Origin of the sequence: Streptomyces phaeochromogenes (assembly GCF_001418655.1) — a bacterium.
Lineage (GTDB): Bacteria > Actinomycetota > Actinomycetes > Streptomycetales > Streptomycetaceae > Streptomyces > Streptomyces phaeochromogenes.
Genome location: NZ_LIQZ01000008.1, coordinates 1 through 21,240 on the forward strand (window position 1 = coordinate 1; position 21,240 = coordinate 21,240).

A 21,240-nucleotide genomic window follows, 5' to 3' on the forward strand; every position below is an offset into this window, starting at 1 on the left:
CCTGGGAATGTTCATGATCCCCGAGATCGTCAGCCCGTTGGCCTCGTACGTGACCGCGTACTGGGTGTAGGCGTCGGTCCGCACGCGTACGTTCCCGAGCCTGAGGTCGGAGCCCCGGTGCTCGCGCTGGATCAGCCCCGGGATCGACACGGGGTTGGCCGGAGTCGGGGTGGGGGTGGGCGTCGCGCTGGGGGTCTTGGCGGAAGCGCGGGCCGACGTCGCCGGACCTGTGGGCTCGGCGTCGCCGTCCCCGGTGCAGCCGACAGCGGCCACCAGTACCAGCCCCGCGGCACCACAGGCCACGCTCCGAAACCGCATACGGCCAGTATCCCCCCGATCGGCCGCTACGAGAGGTGCCGTACGAGTTCTCGACTGCGGGACGGCCGGGAGGGCACGACCCCGCGGCCGTCCATCACCCCGGGACGGCGGCCGCACCGCTGGAAGTGACCTGGCTCCCCGTGTCGGAGAAGATGACCCCGGGTTCGGAGGGCGCCTGGTTCAGGACCCACAGACCGATCAGGGTGGCCAGCGTGAAGACGACCGCGATCAGGACCGCGAGCACGAGCCGACGACGCCGCTCGCGGCGCAGCCAGTCGCCGCGGGCCGTGCGGTAGGCGTCAGGGGCCGGGTGCACCCCGCCGGCCAGCGCCTCCAGGGCCTCGCGCAGCTCTTGTTCCGTACGGTCCGGCTCGTGTTCCGTACGGTCCGGAGAGGTGTCGTTCATCGCCGGGCCTCCATCGCCTGGGTCAGGGCGGCGATGCCGCGTGCGGTGTGTGTCTTGACCGATCCGCAGGAGATTCCCATCGCGGCGGCTATCTCGCTCTCCTTCAGGCCGAGCCAGTGGCGCAGCACGAGCGCCTCGCGCTGCCGCGCGGGCAGTTGCTGCAGCGCGTCGATCAGTACGCGCTGGTCGTCGTGGAGCAGTGCGGTGCTCTCGGCGGAGGCCACGACGTCGCTCGGCGGGTTCTCGACGTGCTTGCGCGCGACCTGGAGGTGGCGTATCCGCATCCGCGTCAGATTGCACACCGTGGACCGCAGATAGGCCTCCGCCGCCCCGGCGTCCCGCAGTCGGCGCCACTTCCGGTAGATCTGGTAGTACGCCTCGGCCACGACGTTCTCCGGATCGTCGGCGCCGAGCAGTACGGCCAGGCGCAGCATCGAGGAGTAGTGCACCTCGAAGAGCCGGGCCAGGGCGGCTTCCCGTTCCAGGTCGACCGGATCGCCGACCGCGGGGGACAGGGGTGTCGTCTCCTCGGACGCCCCTTCGCGTACGCCGTCGGGGCGGGACTCTTCATCGAGGCCGGGACGGCCCGCGCCCGGCGGCCGGGCCGTCGCCGCGCGCGGAACGCGTGGCTCGGGGACGGCGGGCGGAACAGCCTGCGCCACCGTCGAGCGGGTGTGCTGTCTGCGTCTCACGGGTTGGTGGCTCCCGTCTCGGGGCGTCGCCTGACGGTCAGGCGCGACGGTAGGTCGGTGACATCGGCGCCGCGTGGGACGCCGAGCCGTTCGAGGGCCGCGGTGCCGATCAGGGCGACGGCCAGATTGAGGACCAGGGCCGCGAGCCCGGCGTAGATCTCCAGTGGCCGGTCGGCGGAACCGAAGGCCACGATCGACGAGAACCCCTCGCGGACCACCAGGAACGTGCCGGCCGTCATGCCCACGGCCCACCCGGCGATCAGCGCCCGCGGATGCAACCGGCCGGTGAACAGCCCGACGGCCACGGCGGGGAAGATCTGCAGAATCCATACGCCGCCGAGCAGTTGGAGGTTGATCGCGTCCTGGTCGCGCAGCCCGAACACGAAGGCGACCGCCCCCACCTTCGCGGTGAGCGAGACCGCCTTGGCGATCCGCACCTGGCGTTTGGGTGTGGCGGTCGGCTGGACGTACTCGACGTACACATTGCGTACGAAGCAGGTCGCGGCGGCGATCGACATCACGGCGGCCGGGACGAGCGCACCCACGACGATGGCGCCGAACACCAGCCCGGCCAGCGGCCCCGGCATCAACCGGTCGACCAGCATCGGCACGGCGGCCTCGGCGCCTCCCTCCGGGGCCTCGACGCCCGCCGCGAGGGCCGCGACGCCGAGGAAGCCGAAGAGCGCGAGCAGGCCCGTCCAGGCGGGCAGGGCCACGGCGACCTTGCGCAGGGTGCGCGGGCTGTCGGCGGCGAATCCGGCGGTGAGCACGTGCGGGTACATGAGCAGGGCCAGCGCGGAGCCCAGGGCGAGGGTGGCGTAGGCGGGCTGCTGCTCGGGGGAGAGGAGCAGGGCGGAGTGCGCCGTGTCCGTACCGCCGAGCCGTTGCGCGGCCCGGTCGAAGAGCGGGCCGGGGCCGCCCAGCCGGTCGAGGACCAGCCAGCAGACCGCGGTGAGCGAGACGAAGACGGCCACCGCCTTGAGCGCGGAGATGACCGCGGGCGCGCGCAGACCGTGCCGGTACGTCGCCACCGCGAGACCCGCGAAGAGCGCCACCATCACCAGATCGCCCGCCGCGCCGCGGGGATAGACGCCCCCCGCGGTGAGCACCGCTCGTATCCCCAGCAACTGCAGCGCCAGATACGGCATCGTCGCGAGGATCCCGGTGAGCGCGACGACCAGGGCCAGCGGCGGTGAACCGTACCGTCCCCGGACGAAGTCGCCCACGGTCACATAGCCGTGGCGGCGGGCCACCGCCCACAGGCGGGTCAGCAGGACGAAGGCCAGCGGACAGACGATCACCGTGTACGGGACCGCGAAGAAGGCGGGCGCCCCGTTGCCGTACGCCAGGCCGGGGACGGCGGTGAAGGTGTACGCGGTGAAGATCGTGCCGCCCAGCAGCAGCCAGGTCCACACCGGGCCCAGGCTCCGGTCGGCCAGCGCCCAGCCCTCCAGGGACGGCAGCCGGTCGGTGGGGCGCAGACGGCGCGCCGTGACGGCGAGCAGCGACGCTCCGCCGATCACGGCGAGAAACGTCGCGGTCATGGCGACATCCGCCATGGGTCACCGTCCTTGGTGTGCCTGTGCCCTTGCCGGAGAGTTGCGCGGGCACCCCACTCGGAGGACAGGGAACCGGCGGGAAATCTTCTGGAAATTCGCTGTCAACCAGTTCCGGCCGGTGGGCAACTCTTGCACAGACCGACAAGCACGGGGAGAGGAGCGCAGGTCATGGCACCCACGGATCATCACCGGCTACGGCGCGTCGCGATCGCCGTACTGCTCCTCGCGCCCGCCGCCGGTCTGCTGTGGGTCCCCTGGTACGCCGGTGAGGGCCCACGGCTCGCCGGGACGCCCTTCTTCTACTGGTACCAGCTCGCCTGGGTGCCGGGCTGTGCCCTGTGCCTCCTGGCCGCGTACGCGCTGACCAGGCACGACCGCCACGACCCCTAGCTCGTACGCGCTCCGCAACCCGCACCGCCGACCCGTACGCATCCGTCCCACCACACATCACCGTAGAGGTGAGGAGCCGCCATGCCCACGTCAGTCATGCCCGAATCCGGTCGCCCGGCGCCGGAAGAGCCGCCGCCCGCACGTTCCCGGATGACACCGCGGTCGATGCTCCTGTGGGCCGCGGTCGCCCTGGTCGGCGCGATCGGCTGGGGTGTCCTCGCGCTGGCCCGCGGTGAGGAGATCTCCGCGGTCTGGCTGGTGGTGGCCGCCCTCGGCTCGTACGCCATCGCCTACCGCTTCTACTCCCGCTTCGTAGCGCGGCGTGTACTGAAGCCCGACGACCGGCGGGCCACCCCCGCCGAACGCCTGGAGGACGGAGTCGACTTCCAGCCGACCGACCGCCGGGTACTGCTCGGCCATCACTTCGCGGCGATCGCCGGCGCCGGGCCGCTGGTGGGGCCGGTGCTCGCGGCCCAGATGGGGTACCTGCCCGGCACCCTGTGGATCGTCGCCGGAGTCATCTTCGCCGGGGCGGTGCAGGACATGGTCGTGCTGTTCCTGTCCATGCGGCGGGACGGCAAGTCGCTCGGGCAGATGGCCCGGGAGGAGATCGGCAGGGCGGGCGGGGCCGCGGCCCTGATCGCCGTCTTCGCCATCATGATCATCCTGCTCGGGGTGCTGGCCCTGGTCGTGGTCAACGCGCTCGCCCACTCCCCGTGGGGCACCTTCTCGGTCGCCATGACCGTCCCCATCGCCCTGTTCATGGGCTTCTGGCTGCACCGCATCCGGCCGGGCCGGGTCGTCGAGACCAGCCTGATCGGTGTGGCGCTGCTGCTTCTCGCCATCGTCGGCGGCAGCTGGGTCCAGGAATCCTCGCTGGCCGACACCTTCACCCTCAGCCCGACGACCCTCGTCTTCTGTCTCGTCGGCTACGGCTTCGTCGCCTCCGTGCTGCCCGTGTGGATGCTGCTCGCACCGCGCGACTACCTCTCGACCTTCATGAAGATCGGCACCATCGCACTGCTCGCGGTCGGTGTGATCGTGGCCGCGCCCGTGCTGCGGACCGACGCGGTCAGCGACTTCGCCTCCTCGGGCACGGGCCCGGTCTTCGCCGGATCCCTCTTCCCGTTCCTCTTCATCACCATCGCCTGCGGCGCGCTCTCCGGCTTCCACGCGCTGGTCGCCTCCGGGACGACCCCGAAACTGATCCAGAAGGAATCCCAGGTCCGCATGATCGGCTACGGCGCCATGCTGATGGAGTCGTTCGTCGCGATCATGGCGCTGATCGCAGCCGCCACCCTGGAACCCGGCCTGTACTACGCGATGAACGCGCCCGCCGGGCTGCTCGGCACGACGGCCGAGTCCGCCTCCCAGGCGGTGGCGGGCCTCGGCTTCACCATCACCCCCGACCAACTGACGCAGGCGGCCAAGGCGGTGGAGGAACAGACCCTCATCGCCCGCTCGGGCGGAGCGCCCACCCTCGCGGTCGGCATGTCGGAGATCTTCTCCGGAGTCTTCGGCGGCAGCGCGATGAAGGCCTTCTGGTACCACTTCGCGATCATGTTCGAGGCACTGTTCATCCTGACCACGGTCGACGCCGGCACCCGTGTCGGACGCTTCATGCTCCAGGACATGCTCGGCAACGTCTGGAAGCCCATCGGCCGGGTCAACTGGAAGCCGGGCATCTGGCTGTGCAGCGCACTCGTCGTGGCGGCCTGGGGCTACTTCCTCCACTCCGGCGCCACCGACCCGCTCGGCGGAATCAACCAGCTCTTCCCGCTCTTCGGCATCGCCAACCAGCTCCTCGCCGCCATCGCCCTCACCGTCTGCACGACCGTCCTCGTCAAGTCCGGGCGGCTGCGCTATGCCTGGGTCACCGGGGTCCCGCTGGCGTGGGTGGTCGCGATCACGTTCACCGCGGGCTGGCAGAAGATCTTCTCCGCTGACCCGCGCGTAGGCTTCTTCGCCCAGCGCGAGCGGTACGCCGACGGCATCGACGCCGGTCAGGTCCTGCCGCCCGCCAAGACCCTCGACGACATGCACACCGTGGTCACCAACTCCACGGTCGACGGCGTCCTGATCGCCCTGTTCCTGCTCCTGGTCGCCGTGGTGATCGTCAACGCGGCCATCGTGTGCGTACGCGCCGTACGGTCGCCCGTCCCGCTGCCGACGACCGAGACGCCGTACGTCGAGTCCCGCATCGACCTCCCGGAGCAGTCCGCCGAACCCCTGGCGGGAGCCCGGACATGAGCGTCCGGCGGTGGGCACGGGCCGTGCGCTGGTACCTGCGCGAGCTGACAGGAGAGGCGGAGTACGACCGCTACTGCGAGCGCCATCTGCGCCACCACCCACTCGCCCCGGTACCGACACCACGTGAGTACCAGGCACTGCGAGCCCGGCACCGGGAGGACCATCCGCAGAGCCGCTGCTGCTGACCCAGAGTTCACAGGAGGGCCGAGGCGGCCCGGAGTGCCAAGAACGCCGGGCCGCCCTTCCAACTGCCGGTTTCACTTCCGGGCCGCCGAGGCCGCTACTCCGTACGCAGAGCCACAGCCGTACGGGCCTTGGCCGCCCAGCCCGCCGGGAGCAGGGCGCCCAGCATCGCGATCGCGATCCCGGCCAGTCCGAGCAGCACCAACTGCCAAGGCACGTACACATCGAGGACCGAGGGCGGCAGATCGGTGCCCGCGGCATGTCCCATCACCGGCAGCACGATGCTGTGCAGCGCGAAGCCGGCGGGCACGCCGATCAGACCGCCGAGCACACCGATCCCGGCCACCGAGGCGAGTACGAGGCCCACGGTCTGCCGCGGCGACATGCCGAGCGCCTTGCAGACGCCGAGGTCGTGGACGCGCTCCCGGGTGTCGATGACAACGGAGTTGAGCACACCGAGGCCGGCCACGGAGACCAGCATGAGGGTGAGCAGGGCCGCCATCGACTGCAGGATGAGGGCGAAGTTGTCCTGTTCCGAAGGGGAGTTGGCCATGGCGTCGCCGCCGAGCGGTCGCACCACCTCGGCGAGTTTTTCGGCGTAGTCGGCGGGAGAGACACCCGACTTCACCTCGACGAGGAACGTCCGGGGTTCGGCCTTGGGGAAGTTGGCCATGCCCGCGTGGAGTCGCATGCCGTCGTCCTCCGTGTCGAAGGCCTCGCCGACGATCCGCAGGGTCCGGGTGTCTCCCTGGTGGGTTACCCGGACGGTGTCACCGACCTTGGTACCGGTCCGTTCCAGGAAGCCCGAGGCCACTACGACCTGCCCCGTACCGTCGATCCAGTGACCGGTGATCATCTCGTAGTTGCCGGGCCGGGAATCTCCCTCATAGAGGCTTATCGCGACCGAGCCGGTGACCCCGGCCACGCTGACGTCCTCCTCCTGGGTCGTGGCGTAGTACGAAGCGGTGCTTTCCTGAGCCTCGACCGCGGCGCGTATCCGTGCCGGATCGGCGGGCGGGGCCTCGGAGTTGCCCTCGGCCGAGGCTCCGGGCTCGACCTCGACCGGCTGAGGGCCGGGGCCGCCAGCGAACACGGTGACCGCGGCGCGGTCCTCGGGATCCTGCGCCTCGCCGACCGCGGTGAGGGACGCGGTGAGCCCCACCGCGAAGGTCGCCGCGATCGTACCGAAGGCCACCGCGAGCAGCATCGCGACCGTGCGGACGGGATGCGCGAAGGGGCTCGCGAGGCCGTACGTCACCGCCCTCGGCAGCGGCAGCCGCCCCGCCGCCCGGTGTGCCCACTGGCCGCGACCGGTGCGCGGGGCCCGGCCGACCGCGATCGCCTCGACCGTACGCAGCCGCCCGGCCCGCAGCGCGGGAACCAGCGCGGCGGCCCCGACGACCACCAGCGCGGCGACCGGCACCACGATGTCCACCCACCACGCCACCGTCAGCGAGGCGGTGCCGTACGCCTGCTCGGTGTCGTCGAGGAGCGGCACGGCCAGCAGGTTCCCCAGCACGACGCCCAGCGCGATACCGACGGCAGCCGGGATCAGCGCCTGGGCCACATAGGCCCGTACGACCTCGCGCGGCGTGAAGCCGATGGCCTTGAGGATGCCGATCCTGCGCAGACTGGAGCCGACCGCGCCGCTGGTCACACTGCCGACGATGATCACCGACATCACGATGCCGAGGACTCCGAAGGCGATGAGGAAGGGGATGGTCGGGGCGGCGCCCTGGTCGGCGGCGCGCTTGGTGTCCAGATAGGACTGGCTGCCCAGCAGCGCACCGGACGGCACGGCCGCGGCGAGCGTCTTCCGGCCGTCGGTGATCTGTTTGTCCGTCCCGGCCGAGTCGAAGCGGTACAGCATCTGACTGGTGAGCGGGTTGTCCGCCGACGCGAGAGCCCTGGTCTGGGCGGGGGTTGCCCAGGCGTCGGCGGTCTTGCTGACCGACAGCGCGAGACCGACGACGGTCAGGGTCGAACTGCCCTCCGTGTCCGAGGTCCTGAGAGTGGAGCCGAGTTCGAAGGCTGGGCCGGCGAACGACTCGCTGAGCACGATCTCGCCCGTCTTCGTCGCCCACCGGCCGGACCTGAGGTCCAGATCGTCCACGTCGGCCTTCGGATCGGACCGTCCGACGAGCGTCAGTTTCGGCATCCGCCGGCCCTCCGAGTCCTCCGGCTGGATCGTCGTGGAGGGGTACGGCCCCGCGCTCGCGGTGACGCCCGTCTGTTCTCGGGTGGCTTTGAGCTGCGCCGCACTCGCCTTGGCCGGATCGAACTGGGCGGTCAGATGGGCTCCTTGCTGTTTCGCGAAGGCGTGGTCGAAGGGCGCGTTCGCGGCGACGACGAGCGACCCGGCGACCACCGCCGAGGCCACGGCCATCATCGTGGCCACGGCGATCACCACGGTCTGCACCCGGCGCCGCCCCACACCGGAACGTATGACCCGGCCGAGCGCACCGCCGCCGAAGCGGGTCATCGGACGGCCTCCGCCCGCGTGTCGAGGGCGAGATGACCGTCGACCAGATGGATCGTCCGGCTCGCACACGCCTCGGCGAGCGCGAGGTCGTGCGTGACCAGCACGATGGTCTGGCCGCCGCGGTGCAGGTCCACCAGCAGCTCCCGTACGTCCTGGCCCGAGGCGGTGTCGAGGGCGCCGGTCGGCTCGTCGGCGAGCAGCAGCGCGGGCCGGTTGACCAGGGCCCGGGCGACCGCGACGCGTTGGCGTTCGCCGCCGGAGAGCCGGCCCGGGTAGGCGCGGGCGTGCTTCTGGATGCCGAGCACCTCCATGAGCTCATCGGCGCGGGCCGCCGTCTTGCGCCGTGCGGTGCCGGTCAGTTGGGCCGGGAGCTGGATGTTGTCGGCGACGGTGAGGTCGTCGAGCAGATTGAAGAACTGGAACACCATGCCGATCTGCTCGCGGCGGAACCGGGCCAGCGCGTGCTCGCTGAGATCGTTCAGCCGCCGGCCGCCCACGGACACGGTGCCCTCGGTCGGCTTGTCCAGGCCCGCGACGAGGTTCAGCAGCGTGGACTTGCCGCTGCCGGACGGGCCCGTCACGGCAAGGGCCTCACCCTTCTCGACGGAGAGCGTGAGAGGGCCCAGCGCCGGCGTGCCGACGCTGTCGTAGCGCTTGGCCACGCCCTCCAGTTGGATCACCTGAGTCATGGGAGTCGACCGTCCTTCGGATGGCATCGGTTCGCTTCGGGTGGGTTGGTCGGGCTGGGTCCGGCTCGGTCCGGTCGGGGCCGGTACATGAGGCGCGTTGCCGGGCTCAGCGAACCTAGGAGCGCGGGGTGTCGGGGCGCGTCGGCCGCGGCACCGACATCAGGACCTCCCAGCGAAGGACCCGGTCGCAAGGTCATCCCTGCGACGTACACCTGCGGGACGGGACTCTGGTCGCGCAGACGGACGCGGACCGGGGCGGGGAGCCACACAATGAGCCGATGGAGACGGAGGACCGCCGCGACAGGCTTCGGCAACTGCGCGACGCGCTAAGGCCGGAGGAGAAGCCCGCCCCGCTGTCGCGGTGGGCGGTACGCGCCGACGTGGTGCTGGCGATCGTGCTGACGGTCATCGCGCTGATCGTGGCGGCACAATTTCCCGGTGACGGGCCGGCCCGCGTCTCGGCCGAGAGTGAGCAGCGGACCGAGCAACGGACCGACCACCGGACCGAGGTACCGCCCGTCCCGCCGGTCCCGCCGGTCCCGCCACGACCGCCCGTACCCGGCGTGGGAGTGGTGATGCCGGAGCCCCGCACCGTGCCGTGGCCGCTGGTCGTCCTGTCGGCGCTGCCTCTCGCGGCCAGGCGGCGGTATCCGCTGGTCACGTTCGGGATCGTGATGGGCGCGGCGCTCCCGATCGGCGACGACGCCTCCTGGATCAACGTGCTGACCTGCGTCATCGGCGCCTACAGCGCAGTCATGTACAGCCGCTACCAAGTGCGGGCCCTGGCCGGAATGGTGGTGGCCGCCGTGCTGGCCGGATTCGCCTTCCGGGAGACGGATCCCGTACTCCCGGGCTGGTCGAGCCCCGCGGTCGTCCTGCTGGTCGCCGGAGTGCTGGCCGGGCTCGTCCGCGTCGGCGGCCGACGTCTGACCGCCAGCCGGGACCGGTTCACCCAGCTGCAGCGTGCCCAGGAAGAGGCCATGCGGAGGGCCGTCGAAGAGGAACGCGCCCGTATAGCCGCTGAGTTGCACGACGTCGTGACCCACAATGTGAGCGTGATGGTGATCCAGGCGGGCGCGGCCCGCAAAGTGATGGACACGGCGCCCGAGCGGTCGAAAGAGGCACTGCTGGCGGTCGAGGCCGGGGGCCGGGCCGCCATGTCCGAACTCCGGCATGTGATGGGACTGCTCGCCGCCCCGGACACCGGCCGCCCCGACAGCCCCGCCGACGGGCTCGAACCGCAGCCCGGTCTCGGACACCTCGACGCCCTGATCGAACGCGTACGCGCCGCCGGGACACCGGTCGCCATCGCGGTGTCCCTGCCACCGGAGCCGCTGCCGCCCGGGGTCGACCTCGCGGCGTATCGCGTGGTGCAGGAGGCGCTGACCAACACGATCAAGCACGCGCCCGGCGCCGACGCCTCCGTCACGATCGGCCACACCGACGACTGCTTGGAGATCGAGGTCATCGACACCGGAGCAGCCCATGACGCCCCGTCTACGGGAGCCAACGGCACAGGCGCTAGCACCGGCGGTGGCAACGGCCGCGGGCTGATCGGACTGCGCGAGCGGCTGACGGTCTACGGCGGCGAACTGACGGCCGGACCGACCCTCGCCGGCGGATACCGGATCAGAGCCCGAGTCCCGTGGCGGACCGCGTGAACGGGCCGTCCCTGCGCGCCGTCATAGCCGACGACCAGGCCCTGGTCCGTACGGGCTTCGGGATGATCCTCGCCGCCGACGGCATCGAGGTGACGGCGGAGGCGGCGGACGGGGCCGAAGCGGTCGCCGCCGTCCGGCGGACCCGCCCCGACGTCGTCCTCATGGACATCCGGATGCCGCGGATGGACGGCATCGAGGCGACCCGGCGGATCCTCGGAGACGAAGGCCCGGGCGACACCCGGGTCATCATCCTCACCACGTACGACCTCGACCACTACGTCTACGCGGCACTCACCGCAGGCGCCAGCGGCTTCCTGCTCAAGGACGTCACGCCCGAGCACCTGGTCGCCGCAGTCCGCCTGGTGCGGTCCGGCGACGCGCTCCTCGCGCCCACCATCACCCGCCGCCTGATCGAACGCTTCGCCCACCGCGAGGAGCCCCGGCCGCCGACCCTCCACCGAGACCTGTCCGGCCTCACCCCACGCGAACTGGAGGTGCTCCGGCTCCTCGCGACCGGCCTCAGCAACGCCGAACTCGCGGACCGGCTCTTCCTCAGCCCCACCACGGTCAAGACGCACATCGGCCGCATCCTGTCGAAGCTGGACCTCCGCGACCGCGTCCAGGCGGTCGTGCTCGCCTACGAGACCGGCCTGATCGCTCCAGGAGACCCAACACCCGAGACAGGCTGACGACGACGCAGCCCCAGACCGCCCTCACGACTCCCGGGGCTTGATCACTTCCGAGGCTTGATGAATTCGGTGACAGGCCGCTCGAGCCGCTCCCCGTCGACCGTGATGTCGACGGCCTCGTTGAAGAAGGCCACACGGTCCTTGACCACACTCACGGCGGAAAGAGGATCGGGATAGCTCCAAGCGATGTTCGGCGGTACGTCCTCGCCGGGCCACGACCAGTATTCGGTCGCCACGCCCTTGTAGGGGCAGCGGGTAGTGAGGTCACTGGGCGTGAACAGATCGAGGCGTACGTCCTCGCGCGGGATGTAGTACCGCACGGGCAGACCGGTCTCGAAGAGGAGGACCGGCGCGCGGGTGTCCGCGACGACCGTGCCGTCGATCTCGACCTGGACATGCCGCGAACTGGGCAGCGCGTCCACCCGTTTGTGCGGGTCACGCGGATGGACGAAGATCTCCTCGTCCTCCTCGTACCAGTGGTCGAGCACCTCCCGCCCGAACCACTCGAACGAGATGTACGAGCCCAACTCCTCGCCGGGATACGTCCAGGCCGCGCCGGCGATGGTCTCACCGCCGATGTCGAGGTCATAGAAGCGCGTCGTCCCGGCGTGCGGCCGCCCGGCGGACTTCTCCGTCTCCCGCAACAGATCCGCACGCACATCCTCACGCGGAAACGCGTACAACGGCACCGGCCGCCCGGGCTCCCACACCAGGACCGGCCGCCGACTGTCGACGACGGTGACATCACCCTTCGTGCCGCGCACCCAGCGCTCGCCGGGTTCCCAGAGGAGGCTGTCGGAGGGGGCAGGCGGGTGGCGCAGTACCGGGACATTCTCAGAGCTGTTGCCGGGGGAGTTCATGACTGCCTCCTTGCCGAACACGGGGCGTCGAACGTGTGGCTCGGGCCGGGCACAGGGTGCCTCGGACAGCAGCCTAGACGCCGACCTCGGCCCAGCCGTCGACCGTCGACGGAGGTGTCGTGATCACTCTCACGCCCGCCTCGTGCAGGGTCGTGCAGGTCGTGTCGTCTGCCGACGCGGTGGTGATGAGCACGTCCAGGTCCTCCGGGCCGCAGATCTTCACCATGCCGCTTCCGGGGAACTTGCTCCGGTCGGCCAGCAGCGCCACCTTGTCGCCGGCGGCGATCATGGCGCGCCTGGCGGGAACCTCGGCGACGGCGGTGTCCATGACCTGGCCGCCGGAGCGTACGCCGCAGGCGCCCATGAAGGTCCAGTCGGCGTGCACCTGGCGGAGGTTGTCCTCGGCCATGAAGCCGTCCAGCATGCGCGACTCGCGTATGACCATGCCGCCGAGCAGCATCAGGGCGATGTTCTCGTCCGCGGTGAGTTCCTCGTACACGGCCAGGCTGTTGGTGATCACGGTGAGCCGGCGCCCGTGCAGTCGGCGTGCCAGCCGGTGGACGGTCGTGCCGCTGTCGAGGATGACCGACTGGCCGTCCTCGATCAGCTCGGCCGCGCGGGCGGCTATCGCGTCCTTCTCGGCCACCTGGACCTCGGCGGCCTCGTCGAACGGCGCACGGTCCTCCTCGATGACCGCACCGCCGTGCACGCGGCTGAGCAGCCCGTCCCCTTCCAGCTTGAGGAGGTCGCGGCGGACGGTTGCCGCACTCACGTCCAGTTGCTCGGAGAGGTCGATCACGGAGGCGGTGCCGCCGGAACGCAGGGCCCGCAGGATGAGTTGGTGTCGTTGTTCAGCCAGCACGCGACGGAACACTACACACCATCACCAGGCGTAATCTGCCTACTTTCCGCTCACTTTCGGCCGACGTCGACGCGCTGCCGTACGGCCGTCTCGTTGCCCGCGATCGCCTCCACCACCTCCATGAGAGCCGCCAGGCTGTGGCCGCTGATGAACGCGTCGCAGTAGGGGAGTGCGGCGGTCATTCCGGCGGTGCGTGGGGTGTAGCCGGGGGCCGCTTTGCGGGGGTTGACCCAGATGATGCGGTGGGTGAGGCGTGAGAGGCGGGCCATTTCGCGGGCGACGGCCGCCGGGTCCTCGCCCTCCCAGCCGTCGGAGAAGATGACCACGACGGCGCCGCGTGCCATGCCCCGGCGGCCGAAGCGGTTGTTGAACTCGGCCAGTGCGTGGCCGATGCGGGTGCCGCCGGACCAGTCGGAGGCGGCGGCACCCGCTCGGCGCAGTGCCGCGTCCACGCCGGACGGGCCGGTGTGCCGCAGGACGGGGGTCAGCCGGGTGAGGCGGGTGGCGAAGACGAACGCCTCCGCCGCCGCGCCGGCCGCCGCTCGTGGGAAGAGGCGGAGGTAGGCCCGTGTGTACGGCTCCATGGAGCGGGAGATGTCGCACAGCAGCACCAGTCGTCGCCGTCGTAGGCGGTGGCGGGTGCGGGCCAGCAGTACGGCCTCGCCGCCGGTGCGCTGGCCGGTGCGCAGGGTTCGGCGCAGGTCGATGCGGCGGCCCCGACGGTCGGTCTCCTGGCGGCGGCCACGGCGCAGTGGCGCCTTCAGCGTCAACAGGGCGAGGAGTCGGTTGAGTTCGGCCAGCTCGGCGGGGTCGAGGGCGGCGAAGTCCTTGTGGGAGAGGACTTCGGCCGTACTGCCCGCCGTCGGCACCTCCTCGGTCCGCCGGTCCTCGTCCGGGGGCTGTGCACGGTCGCGGTCCGATGCCTCGCCGAAGGCGCCGCCCGGCAGGGGAGCGCGGGTGGGATCCGGGCCGAGGCCGGAGAGCGGTGGGGGCCGACCTGGTTCGGGGGCGGTGCCTGGCGCCGGCTCGGAATCGGCACCGGCTCCGCGGACTGCCACCGAGCGCGGCCCGCCCACGAAGACCGCGTCGAAGACCCTCTCGAACAGCTCGATCTGCTCGCGATCCGTCACGAACGCCAGCCGCGCCGCCCAGTACAGCGCCGTACGGTCCACCGGCGGCAGCAGCACCAGCGTCTGAAGGAACCGCACCGACCGCTCCGGAGTCACCGCCACCCCGGCTCGCCGCAGCTCCGCGCCGAGCCGGCCCGCGAACTCGGCCCGGTCGAAGAGCGGAACCGCCGTCGCCGTCACGGCTGTCGGCCCGCGACCAGCCAGTCCAGGCCGCGCTCCCGCACCAGCTCCTGGTCCTCGCGGTACTTCAGCAGAGAGCCGAGCGTGCGCCCGGCGATCTCGGCGTCGAGACGGGGCACGCCGAGCAGGTTCAGCGCGGAGATCCAGTCGATGGTCTCGGCGACGCCCGGTGCCTTCTGCACGTCCAGGGCCCGCAGCCGCCGAACCGCCGCCGACACCGCGACCGCCAGTTCCCGCGACGTCCCGGGTACCCGGCGGCGGACGATCTCGACGATCCGTTCCGTGTCGGGATAGTCGATCCAGTGGTAGAGGCACCGGCGTTTGAGCGCGTCATGGAGGTCACGGGTGCGGTTGGAGGTGAGCAGCACGACGGGCGGCACGGCGGCCCGGATGGTGCCGATCTCCGGGATCGTCACTGCCGCCTCGGCCAGCACTTCTAGCAGGAACGCCTCGAAGTCGTCGTCGGCGCGGTCGATCTCGTCGATGAGCAGCACGGCGGGGGCCGGGCCGGGGTGGGTGAGCGCCGCGAGCACGGGCCGCCGCAGCAGGTACTCCTCGCTGAACAGATCGGCCTCACTGAGCTGCTCGTACCGGGACTCGGCCAGGCGGATCCCGAGCAGCTGGCGCGGATAGTTCCACTCGTACAGCGCCTCGGCCGCGTCCAGGCCGTCGTAGCACTGCAGCCGGATCAGCGGGCTGCCCAGGATCGCGGCCACCGCCTTGGCCGCCTCGGTCTTGCCGACGCCCGCCTCGCCCTCCAGGAGCAGCGGCTGCGGCAGGCGCAGGGCGAGGAAGAGCGCGGTGGCCAGACCGTCGTCGGCGAGATAGCCCAGCGAGTCCAGCGCGGCGCGCAGGCTCTCCACGCCCGGCAGACAGCGCTCGACGTACTCGCTCACGAGGCGTCGGCCTTCGCGTAGCGGGCGGGGTCCGTCTCGTACGCGGCACGACAACCGGCACAGCAGAACCAGCGGCGCTCGTCGCCGCCCTCGTCGGAGTACGGGGTGCTGTCCGTGACGGAGACCGTCATCCCGCACACGGGGTCGACGGCGGTCACCGAGCCGGTCTCCGGAGACTCCGGAGGCGCCTCCACCTCCACTTCCACGGAGCGCCCCCTCACCGCCTGAATCACCTCCGCGAGGATCGACACCGCGATCTCGCCCGGCGTGCGGGCACCGATCCACAGACCGGCAGGCGTATGGATCCGCGCGAGCTCCTCGGCATCGAGTGGCAGGGCGTCCAGCACTGCCGCTCCGCGCCTGGGGCTGGCCACCAGCCCGATGTACGGCACCCCCGCGCGCACGGCCGAGACGAGTACCGGCTCCTCGCCCCGGCCGTGGGAGGCGATCACCAGCGCCTGGCTCCCGGCCAGGTCCTCCGGCGTGATCCCGTCCGCGCCGGACGCCTCCGTGATCTCGTAACCGAGCACCGGGCCGAAGGCCGCCAACGCGCGGGCGATGGGGGACTCACCCAGGACCACCACGCGCGGTGCGGGCCGCAACGGCTCCAGGAAGATCTCCAACTCGCCGCCGGACAGGCATGGATTGGCGACGCTCACCGCGCCCTCCTCGACGACGGGTTCCCCTGTGCCGTCCGCCGTCTCCTCCGGCGAGATCCGCAGCAACAGCGACTCCCCGCTGCGCAGTGTCCGCAGCGCCTGCACCCGTACGGTGGCCTCCGCGCAGGCGCCCCCGACGAAGCCCTCGACCCGGCCGTCGGCGAGGACCAGCGCGGTGTCGCCCGGCCGCGCGCTCGCAGGGCGACGGGCGCGAACGACGGTGGCCTTCACGAACGGCACGTGGCGGCCCGTCAGTTCGGCCATGCGTGCCTCAAGTGGGGGTGCGGTGGGGCTCATTGCGGTGCCTCCACCTCGCCCCGGTGCAGCGCCTGCCACACCCGGCTCGGGGTCAGCGGCATGTCGGCGTGGCGTACGCCGATCGCGTCGAGGACCGCGTTGACGACGGCCGGCGGCGAACCGACCGTCGCCGACTCGCCGATGCCCTTCGCGCCGATCGGATGGTGAGGGGAGGGAGTGACGGTGTGGTCCAGCTCCCAGGCCGGGACCTCCAGCGCGGTCGGCAGCAGATAGTCCATGAAGGACCCGGACAGACAGTTGCCGTCCTCGTCGAAGCTGATCAGCTCCATCAGCGCCATACCGACCCCGTCGGCCAGCCCGCCGTGCACCTGCCCCTCGATGATCATCGGGTTGATACGGGTCCCGCAGTCGTCCACCGCGATGAAGCGCCGCACCTTCACCGTGCCCGTCCCGGAATCGACGTCGACCACGCAGACGTACGCGCCGAACGGGTAGGTGAGATTGGGCGGGTTGTAGACGGTCGTCGCCTCCAGATGACCCTCCACACCGTCCGGCAGCTCCAGCGACCCGTGCGCGGCGAGCGCGATCTCCTGGATCGTCTTCGTTATCGCCGGGTCACCCGCGACCGACCAGCGGCCCTTGGTCCATTCGAGGTCGTCGGGGGAGACCTCCAGCATGGCCCCGGCGATGATCCGCGCCTTGTCGCGCACCTTCCGCGCCACCACGGCAGCAGCCGCTCCCGACACGGGAGTCGACCGGCTTCCGTACGTACCCAGCCCGAACGGCGTCTGGTCGGTGTCGCCGTGCACGACGTCGATGTCCTCGGGCGGGATGCCCAGCTCCTCGGCGACGATCTGCGCGAACGTCGTCTCGTGGCCCTGCCCCTGCGTCTGCACGCTCAGCCGGACCACCGCCTTGCCGGTCGGATGGACGCGCAGCTCGCAGCCGTCGGCCATGCCGAGGCCGAGGATGTCCATGTGCTTGCGGGGCCCGGCGCCGACCGTCTCGGTGAAGAACGACAGCCCGATGCCCATGAGTTCGCCCCGGGCCCGCTTCTCGCTCTGCTCCTTGCGCAGTTCCTCGTACCCGGCCAGGTCCAACGCTTTGCGCAGACAGGCGGGGTAGTCGCCGGAGTCGTACGTCCAGCCGGTCTTGTTCTCGTAGGGGAACTGTTCCGGCCGCAGCAGGTTGCGCATCCTCAACTCGGCCGGGTCGGCGTCGAGTTCGGCCGCCAGGCAGTCCACCATCCGCTCGATCAGATAGACCGCCTCGGTGACCCGGAACGAACAGGCGTACGCGACTCCGCCCGGTGCCTTGTTGGTGTAGACGCCGGTGACCGAGCAGTGCGCGGCTTCGATGTCGTACGAGCCGGTGAAGATGTGGAAGAAGCCGGCTGGGTACTTGGTGGGCTGCGCGGTGGAGTTGAAGGCGCCGTGATCGGCGAGGACCTTGACCCGTACGGCCAGGATCTTGCCGTCCCGGGTCGCGGCGATCTCGCCGGTCATGTGGTAGTCGCGGGCGAAGGAGGTGCTCATCAGGTTCTCGGAGCGGTCCTCCATCCACTTCACGGGCCGCCCGGTGACGATCGAGCCGACGACCGCGCACACGTAACCCGGGTAGATCCCGACCTTGTTGCCGAATCCGCCGCCGATGTCGGGGGAGACGACCCGGATCTTGTGCTCGGGAATCCCGGCCACCATTGCGTAGAGGGTGCGGTGGGCGTGCGGGGCCTGGGTGGTGGAGTAGAGGGTGAGCTTGCCGTCGACCGGGTCCATCGAGGCGACCGCGCCGCACGTCTCCAGCGGGGCCGGGTGGACGCGCGGATAGAGCATGGTCTGCTCGACCACGACGTCGGCCCGCGCGAACACCTCGTCGGTGGCCGCGCTGTCGCCGGCCTCCCAGTCGAAGATGTGGTTGTCCGTACGGCCTTCCAGGTCGTCGCGGATGACGGGCGCGCCGGGGCCGAGGGCATGGCGGGCGTTGACCACCGGGTCCAGCGGTTCGTACTCGACGTCGATCAACTCGATGGCGTCGCGCGCCGCGTAGTGGTCCTCGGCCACCACGAACGCGACCTCCTGCCCCTGGAAACGCACCTTGTCGGTGGCGAGTACGGCCTGCGTGTCCATCGAGAGCGTCGGCATCCAGGCGAGTCCCAGGCCCGCGAGCGTCTCACCGGTGATCACCGCCTTGACCTTGGGGTGCGCCTCGGCGGCCGAGGTGTCGATGGAGACGATGCGCGCGTGCGCGAACGGACTGCGCAGCACAGCGCCGTGCAGCATGCCCGGCAGGTGGATGTCGTCGACGTAGCGGCCCTTGCCGCGTACGAAGCGGGGGTCCTCCTTGCGCTTCATCCGGCCGAAGCCGATGGGCCGTTCGTCCGGCGCGGGGGCGACTGGAGGTTCGTCGACGGCGGTCATGTCTGGCTCCCCGCGGTCTCCGTGACTCCGTCGGCCTCGGCCCGGTTCCTCGCCGCCCACTGGATGGACTTGACGATGTTCAGATAGCCGGTGCACCGGCACAGCTGGCCGGAGATGGCCTCGCGGATCTCCTGCTCGGACGGATCCGGGTTGCGGTCCAGGAGCGCCCGGCCGGTGAGCATCATCCCCGGGGTGCAGAACCCGCACTGCAGACCGTGCTGCTCGATGAACCCCTGCTGAACGGGGTCGAGTTGGTCTCCGTCCGCCAGATCCTCGACCGTACGGATCTCGTGACCGGCCGCCATGACCGCCAGGACCGTACAGCTCTTGACGGGTTCCCCGTCCATCAGCACAACGCACGTTCCGCAGTTGCTCGTGTCGCAGCCCCAGTGGGTGCCGGTCAGTTCCAGGTCGTCGCGCAGGAAGCGCACGAGCAGATGCCGGGGCTCGACCTCCCGGGTGTGGTCGTCGCCGTTGACGTTGACGGTGATCCGCATGCGCCTCACGCCTCCCTTGCCGTGGACCCGATGGGCCGCCCGGCCCGGGCGACCGCCCGCCGCAGTGCCCGCCGGGTGAGTTCGCCGGCCAGATGCCGCTTGTACTCGGCGCTGCCCCGCCCGTCGGTGACCGGTGAGCAGCTGTCCGACGCCACCCGGCCCGCCTCCTCGTACAGGGCCTCGGACGGTTCGCTGCCGTTCAGCAGCGTCTGGACCGCGTGCAGGTTCAGCGCCCCGGCGCCGACCGCCGCCAGACCCACGCCCGCGTCGGCGATCCGCCCCTCGCGCAGCGTCAGGGCGACCCCGGCCGCGGCGACGGCCCAGTCCCCGGCCTTGCGCTCGACCTTCTCGTACGCGCTGCCCGCACCCGGCAGGACCGGCAGCCGCACCTCGGTCAGCATCTCGCCGACGCCCACGGCCGTTTCGTACGGGCCCTGGTGGAAGTCGGCCATGGAGACGATCCGTTCGCCGCCCGCCCCGCGGATGACGGCATGGGCGTGCAGCGCGCCGCACACCGCCGAGAGGTCCTCGGAAGGGTCGGCCTGGCAGAGGGAGCCGCCGATCGTGCCGCGGTTGCGGACCGGCGGGTCGGCGATCACCTTCTCCGCGTCGTGGACGATGGGAAAGTACCGGCCGACCAGCTCCGACTCCAGCAGTGTGCGGTGCCGGGTGAGGGCGCCGACGCGCAGTTCGTCGCCGACCAGGACGATGTGGTCGAGCTCGTGCAGGTCGTTGATGTCGACGAGGACCTCGGGGGCGGCCAGGCGCAGCTTCATCATCGGCAGCAGACTGTGTCCGCCGGCCACGACCCGGGCCTCCTCGCCGTAGCGCCGCAGCAGTTCCAGCGCCTCGTCCACGCTCTCGGCGCGCTGGTAGTCGAACGAAGCGGGTACCTGCACGGCACGCTCCCTCCCGGACCGGGCCGCCCGGCACGCCCGGGCGAGGCAGCGCGCGCGGGGGAACCGTCCGTCGATTGGGGACCTGGCCGGTTTCCGGCGGTCCGGGGGAACAATTGCGCGAAGGGATGGGGCGGTCAACGGCGACTCAAGCGAATGCTTAAGAGACCTGGGTACCGGAGGGGGTCCTACCGGTCGAACAGCCGTTGTAATGGCGGACATGACGCTGACTCAGCTCCGCGCTTTCGTCACGGTGGCCCGTCTGGGCTCGGTCAAGGCCGCCGCGGGGTCGCTCGGCGTCACCGAGGCCGCGGTCTCCGGCGCGGTCGCCGCGCTCCGCCGTGAACTCGGTGACCTTCTTTTCATCCGGGCCGCCGGCGGGATCAGTCTCACCCCGGGCGGCAGACGCCTCGCCGCAGGGGCCGCCGAGATCGTCGGCCTCGCCGAGGAGACCCGCCACCGGGTCCGCCAGGCCGGCTCGGGCACCGCCCAACTGCGGGTGGCGTCCACCGAAGCCGGCGCCGAACAGGTCCTCCCCGCCCTGCTCGCGGCCTTCGGGCGCCGCCAGCCCGACCTGGACGTCGACACCCTCGCCGTGCCGGTGGCGGTCTTCGGCGACCTGCTCCGTGACCGCCGAGCCGATGTCACGATCGGTCCTGCGCCCCGCCCCGAACCGGGTATCGAGTCGATCCCCTTCCTGCGCTTCCAACTGGTCGTCGTCGCGGCCCCGGACCACCCGCTCAGACACCGGAAGCGGCTGGCACCCACCCAACTGGCCCACGAGCCATGGATGTTGGGCCCGGCCGGACTGGACCCGGACACCCTCTCCGGCGCCTTTCTCGCCCATGCCGGAGTCGAAGCCGCCAAGGCCAAGGCGTTCCCCAGCGTCACGGCCTCTCTCAACGCGGTGGCAGGCGGGGCCGGGCTGTCCATAGCCTTCCTCCACGTCGTACGCGACGAGCTGCGCCGCGGGTCACTGGCCGTGCTCGACGTCTCCGGCGCCCGGCTCGGCGGCATGCTGTACGCGAGCGCGCTCAACGGGGAACGGCGCTCGACGACCGCCGCCGCGCTGTGCCGTTTCGTCACGACACCGGCTGCGACACAGGCGGTGCTGACCCGGTCCAAGGGCGTTCCGATGAACGAGTTCCGACCACCGGTCCACGTCACGATCTGGAGCTGACTGGCCTCGGGGAGCCGGCGGATCACGGGTTCCGGCGTCCTGGGAACGGCGACTTAAGCAAACCCTGAAGAGCTCATTGACGGTCC

Annotated in this window: 19 protein-coding genes and 1 pseudogene; 6 read left to right on the forward strand and 14 right to left on the reverse strand. The window is 71.1% G+C overall.

Features of this window, described 5'->3' with window-relative positions; translation table 11 throughout:
• The 4 genes and pseudogenes from AOK17_RS51505 to AOK17_RS01020 form a co-directional block, all read right to left on the reverse strand.
• Positions 1-318 (reverse strand): annotated as a pseudogene (locus tag AOK17_RS51505) (alpha/beta hydrolase family protein); the annotation flags it as partial.
• Between the two features lie 94 nt (positions 319-412).
• The gene (locus AOK17_RS01010) at positions 413-724 is read right to left on the reverse strand and encodes a hypothetical protein (RefSeq protein ID WP_055610315.1); all 312 of its coding nucleotides are present in this window, start codon (positions 722-724) and stop codon (positions 413-415) included.
• Positions 721-1,416, reverse strand: coding sequence for a SigE family RNA polymerase sigma factor (locus tag AOK17_RS01015; protein ID WP_055610316.1), 696 nt, complete (start codon positions 1,414-1,416; stop codon positions 721-723). The genes AOK17_RS01010 and AOK17_RS01015 overlap by 4 nt, the downstream gene beginning before the upstream one ends.
• Positions 1,413-2,975: a sodium:solute symporter family protein gene (locus AOK17_RS01020; RefSeq protein WP_055610317.1), complete on the reverse strand. Its 1,563-nt coding sequence runs from the start codon at positions 2,973-2,975 to the stop codon at positions 1,413-1,415. The genes AOK17_RS01015 and AOK17_RS01020 overlap by 4 nt, the downstream gene beginning before the upstream one ends.
• Before the next feature lie 168 nt (positions 2,976-3,143).
• On the opposite strand from AOK17_RS01020, the gene AOK17_RS01025 reads away from it, so the two are divergent.
• From AOK17_RS01025 to AOK17_RS01035, 3 genes are all read left to right on the forward strand, one after another.
• Positions 3,144-3,365 carry a DUF3311 domain-containing protein gene (locus AOK17_RS01025; RefSeq protein ID WP_055610318.1) on the forward strand — a complete coding sequence of 74 codons (222 nt, stop codon included), beginning with the start codon at positions 3,144-3,146 and terminating at the stop codon, positions 3,363-3,365.
• An 81-nt stretch (positions 3,366-3,446) separates the two neighbouring features.
• Positions 3,447-5,615 carry a carbon starvation CstA family protein gene (locus tag AOK17_RS01030; protein WP_055610319.1) on the forward strand — a complete coding sequence of 723 codons (2,169 nt, stop codon included), beginning with the start codon at positions 3,447-3,449 and terminating at the stop codon, positions 5,613-5,615.
• Positions 5,612-5,800, forward strand: coding sequence for a YbdD/YjiX family protein (locus AOK17_RS01035; protein WP_055610320.1), 189 nt, complete (start codon positions 5,612-5,614; stop codon positions 5,798-5,800). The genes AOK17_RS01030 and AOK17_RS01035 overlap by 4 nt, the downstream gene beginning before the upstream one ends.
• 95 nt (positions 5,801-5,895) lie before the next feature.
• Here the strand turns inward: AOK17_RS01035 and AOK17_RS01040 are convergent, their stop codons facing one another.
• The gene (locus tag AOK17_RS01040; protein ID WP_055610321.1) at positions 5,896-8,280 is read right to left on the reverse strand and encodes an ABC transporter permease; all 2,385 of its coding nucleotides are present in this window, start codon (positions 8,278-8,280) and stop codon (positions 5,896-5,898) included.
• Complete coding sequence (locus tag AOK17_RS01045; RefSeq protein WP_055610322.1) at positions 8,277-8,969, reverse strand: ABC transporter ATP-binding protein; 693 nt, start codon at positions 8,967-8,969, stop codon at positions 8,277-8,279. Before AOK17_RS01045 ends, AOK17_RS01040 begins: the two co-directional genes overlap by 4 nt.
• Before the next feature lie 278 nt (positions 8,970-9,247).
• On the opposite strand from AOK17_RS01045, the gene AOK17_RS01050 reads away from it, so the two are divergent.
• Positions 9,248-10,630: a sensor histidine kinase gene (locus AOK17_RS01050; RefSeq protein WP_055610323.1), complete on the forward strand. Its 1,383-nt coding sequence runs from the start codon at positions 9,248-9,250 to the stop codon at positions 10,628-10,630.
• Positions 10,615-11,319: a response regulator gene (locus AOK17_RS01055; protein WP_055610324.1), complete on the forward strand. Its 705-nt coding sequence runs from the start codon at positions 10,615-10,617 to the stop codon at positions 11,317-11,319. Before AOK17_RS01050 ends, AOK17_RS01055 begins: the two co-directional genes overlap by 16 nt.
• A 44-nt stretch (positions 11,320-11,363) precedes the next feature.
• Here the strand turns inward: AOK17_RS01055 and AOK17_RS01060 are convergent, their stop codons facing one another.
• From AOK17_RS01060 to AOK17_RS01095, 8 genes are all read right to left on the reverse strand, one after another.
• Complete coding sequence (locus tag AOK17_RS01060) at positions 11,364-12,179, reverse strand: DUF427 domain-containing protein (protein WP_055610325.1); 816 nt, start codon at positions 12,177-12,179, stop codon at positions 11,364-11,366.
• Between the two features lie 73 nt (positions 12,180-12,252).
• Entirely contained in the window at positions 12,253-13,041 is a 789-nt protein-coding gene (locus tag AOK17_RS01065) for a DeoR/GlpR family DNA-binding transcription regulator (protein WP_055610347.1), read from the reverse strand.
• A 50-nt stretch (positions 13,042-13,091) separates the two neighbouring features.
• Entirely contained in the window at positions 13,092-14,351 is a 1,260-nt protein-coding gene (locus AOK17_RS01070; protein ID WP_055610326.1) for a vWA domain-containing protein, read from the reverse strand.
• Positions 14,348-15,247, reverse strand: coding sequence for an AAA family ATPase (locus AOK17_RS01075; RefSeq protein ID WP_055610327.1), 900 nt, complete (start codon positions 15,245-15,247; stop codon positions 14,348-14,350). Before AOK17_RS01075 ends, AOK17_RS01070 begins: the two co-directional genes overlap by 4 nt.
• Positions 15,244-16,203, reverse strand: coding sequence for an XdhC family protein (locus tag AOK17_RS01080; RefSeq protein WP_055610328.1), 960 nt, complete (start codon positions 16,201-16,203; stop codon positions 15,244-15,246). The genes AOK17_RS01075 and AOK17_RS01080 overlap by 4 nt, the downstream gene beginning before the upstream one ends.
• Complete coding sequence (locus AOK17_RS01085; protein WP_055610329.1) at positions 16,200-18,581, reverse strand: aerobic carbon-monoxide dehydrogenase large subunit; 2,382 nt, start codon at positions 18,579-18,581, stop codon at positions 16,200-16,202. The genes AOK17_RS01080 and AOK17_RS01085 overlap by 4 nt, the downstream gene beginning before the upstream one ends.
• Positions 18,578-19,078, reverse strand: a complete 501-nt coding sequence (locus AOK17_RS01090) for a (2Fe-2S)-binding protein (RefSeq protein ID WP_055610330.1) — start codon at positions 19,076-19,078, stop codon at positions 18,578-18,580. Before AOK17_RS01090 ends, AOK17_RS01085 begins: the two co-directional genes overlap by 4 nt.
• Positions 19,079-19,083: 5 nt before the next feature.
• A complete protein-coding gene (locus tag AOK17_RS01095; RefSeq protein ID WP_055610331.1) occupies positions 19,084-19,977 on the reverse strand; it encodes an FAD binding domain-containing protein in 894 nt (297 codons plus the stop codon).
• Positions 19,978-20,194: 217 nt separating this feature from the next.
• Here AOK17_RS01095 and AOK17_RS01100 point away from each other — a divergent pair, with 217 nt between their 5' ends.
• Positions 20,195-21,154, forward strand: a complete 960-nt coding sequence (locus tag AOK17_RS01100; protein WP_063997150.1) for a LysR family transcriptional regulator — start codon at positions 20,195-20,197, stop codon at positions 21,152-21,154.
• Positions 21,155-21,240: the final 86 nt, after the last annotated feature.

What these genes read in the sequence shown, in the direction of transcription:
- AOK17_RS01010 (WP_055610315.1), bottom strand. Translation starts at nt 724, where the DNA reads ATGAACGACACCTCTCCGGACCGTACGGAACACGAGCCGGACCGTACG.
- AOK17_RS01020 (WP_055610317.1), bottom strand. Translation starts at nt 2,975, where the DNA reads ATGGCGGATGTCGCCATGACCGCGACGTTTCTCGCCGTGATCGGCGGA.
- AOK17_RS01025 (WP_055610318.1), top strand. Translation starts at nt 3,144, where the DNA reads ATGGCACCCACGGATCATCACCGGCTACGGCGCGTCGCGATCGCCGTA.
- AOK17_RS01030 (WP_055610319.1), top strand. Translation starts at nt 3,447, where the DNA reads ATGCCCACGTCAGTCATGCCCGAATCCGGTCGCCCGGCGCCGGAAGAG.
- AOK17_RS01035 (WP_055610320.1), top strand. Translation starts at nt 5,612, where the DNA reads ATGAGCGTCCGGCGGTGGGCACGGGCCGTGCGCTGGTACCTGCGCGAG.
- AOK17_RS01040 (WP_055610321.1), bottom strand. Translation starts at nt 8,280, where the DNA reads ATGACCCGCTTCGGCGGCGGTGCGCTCGGCCGGGTCATACGTTCCGGT.
- AOK17_RS01045 (WP_055610322.1), bottom strand. Translation starts at nt 8,969, where the DNA reads ATGACTCAGGTGATCCAACTGGAGGGCGTGGCCAAGCGCTACGACAGC.
- AOK17_RS01050 (WP_055610323.1), top strand. Translation starts at nt 9,248, where the DNA reads ATGGAGACGGAGGACCGCCGCGACAGGCTTCGGCAACTGCGCGACGCG.
- AOK17_RS01060 (WP_055610325.1), bottom strand. Translation starts at nt 12,179, where the DNA reads ATGAACTCCCCCGGCAACAGCTCTGAGAATGTCCCGGTACTGCGCCAC.
- AOK17_RS01080 (WP_055610328.1), bottom strand. Translation starts at nt 16,203, where the DNA reads ATGAGCCCCACCGCACCCCCACTTGAGGCACGCATGGCCGAACTGACG.
- AOK17_RS01085 (WP_055610329.1), bottom strand. Translation starts at nt 18,581, where the DNA reads ATGACCGCCGTCGACGAACCTCCAGTCGCCCCCGCGCCGGACGAACGG.
- AOK17_RS01090 (WP_055610330.1), bottom strand. Translation starts at nt 19,078, where the DNA reads ATGCGGATCACCGTCAACGTCAACGGCGACGACCACACCCGGGAGGTC.
- AOK17_RS01100 (WP_063997150.1), top strand. Translation starts at nt 20,195, where the DNA reads ATGACGCTGACTCAGCTCCGCGCTTTCGTCACGGTGGCCCGTCTGGGC.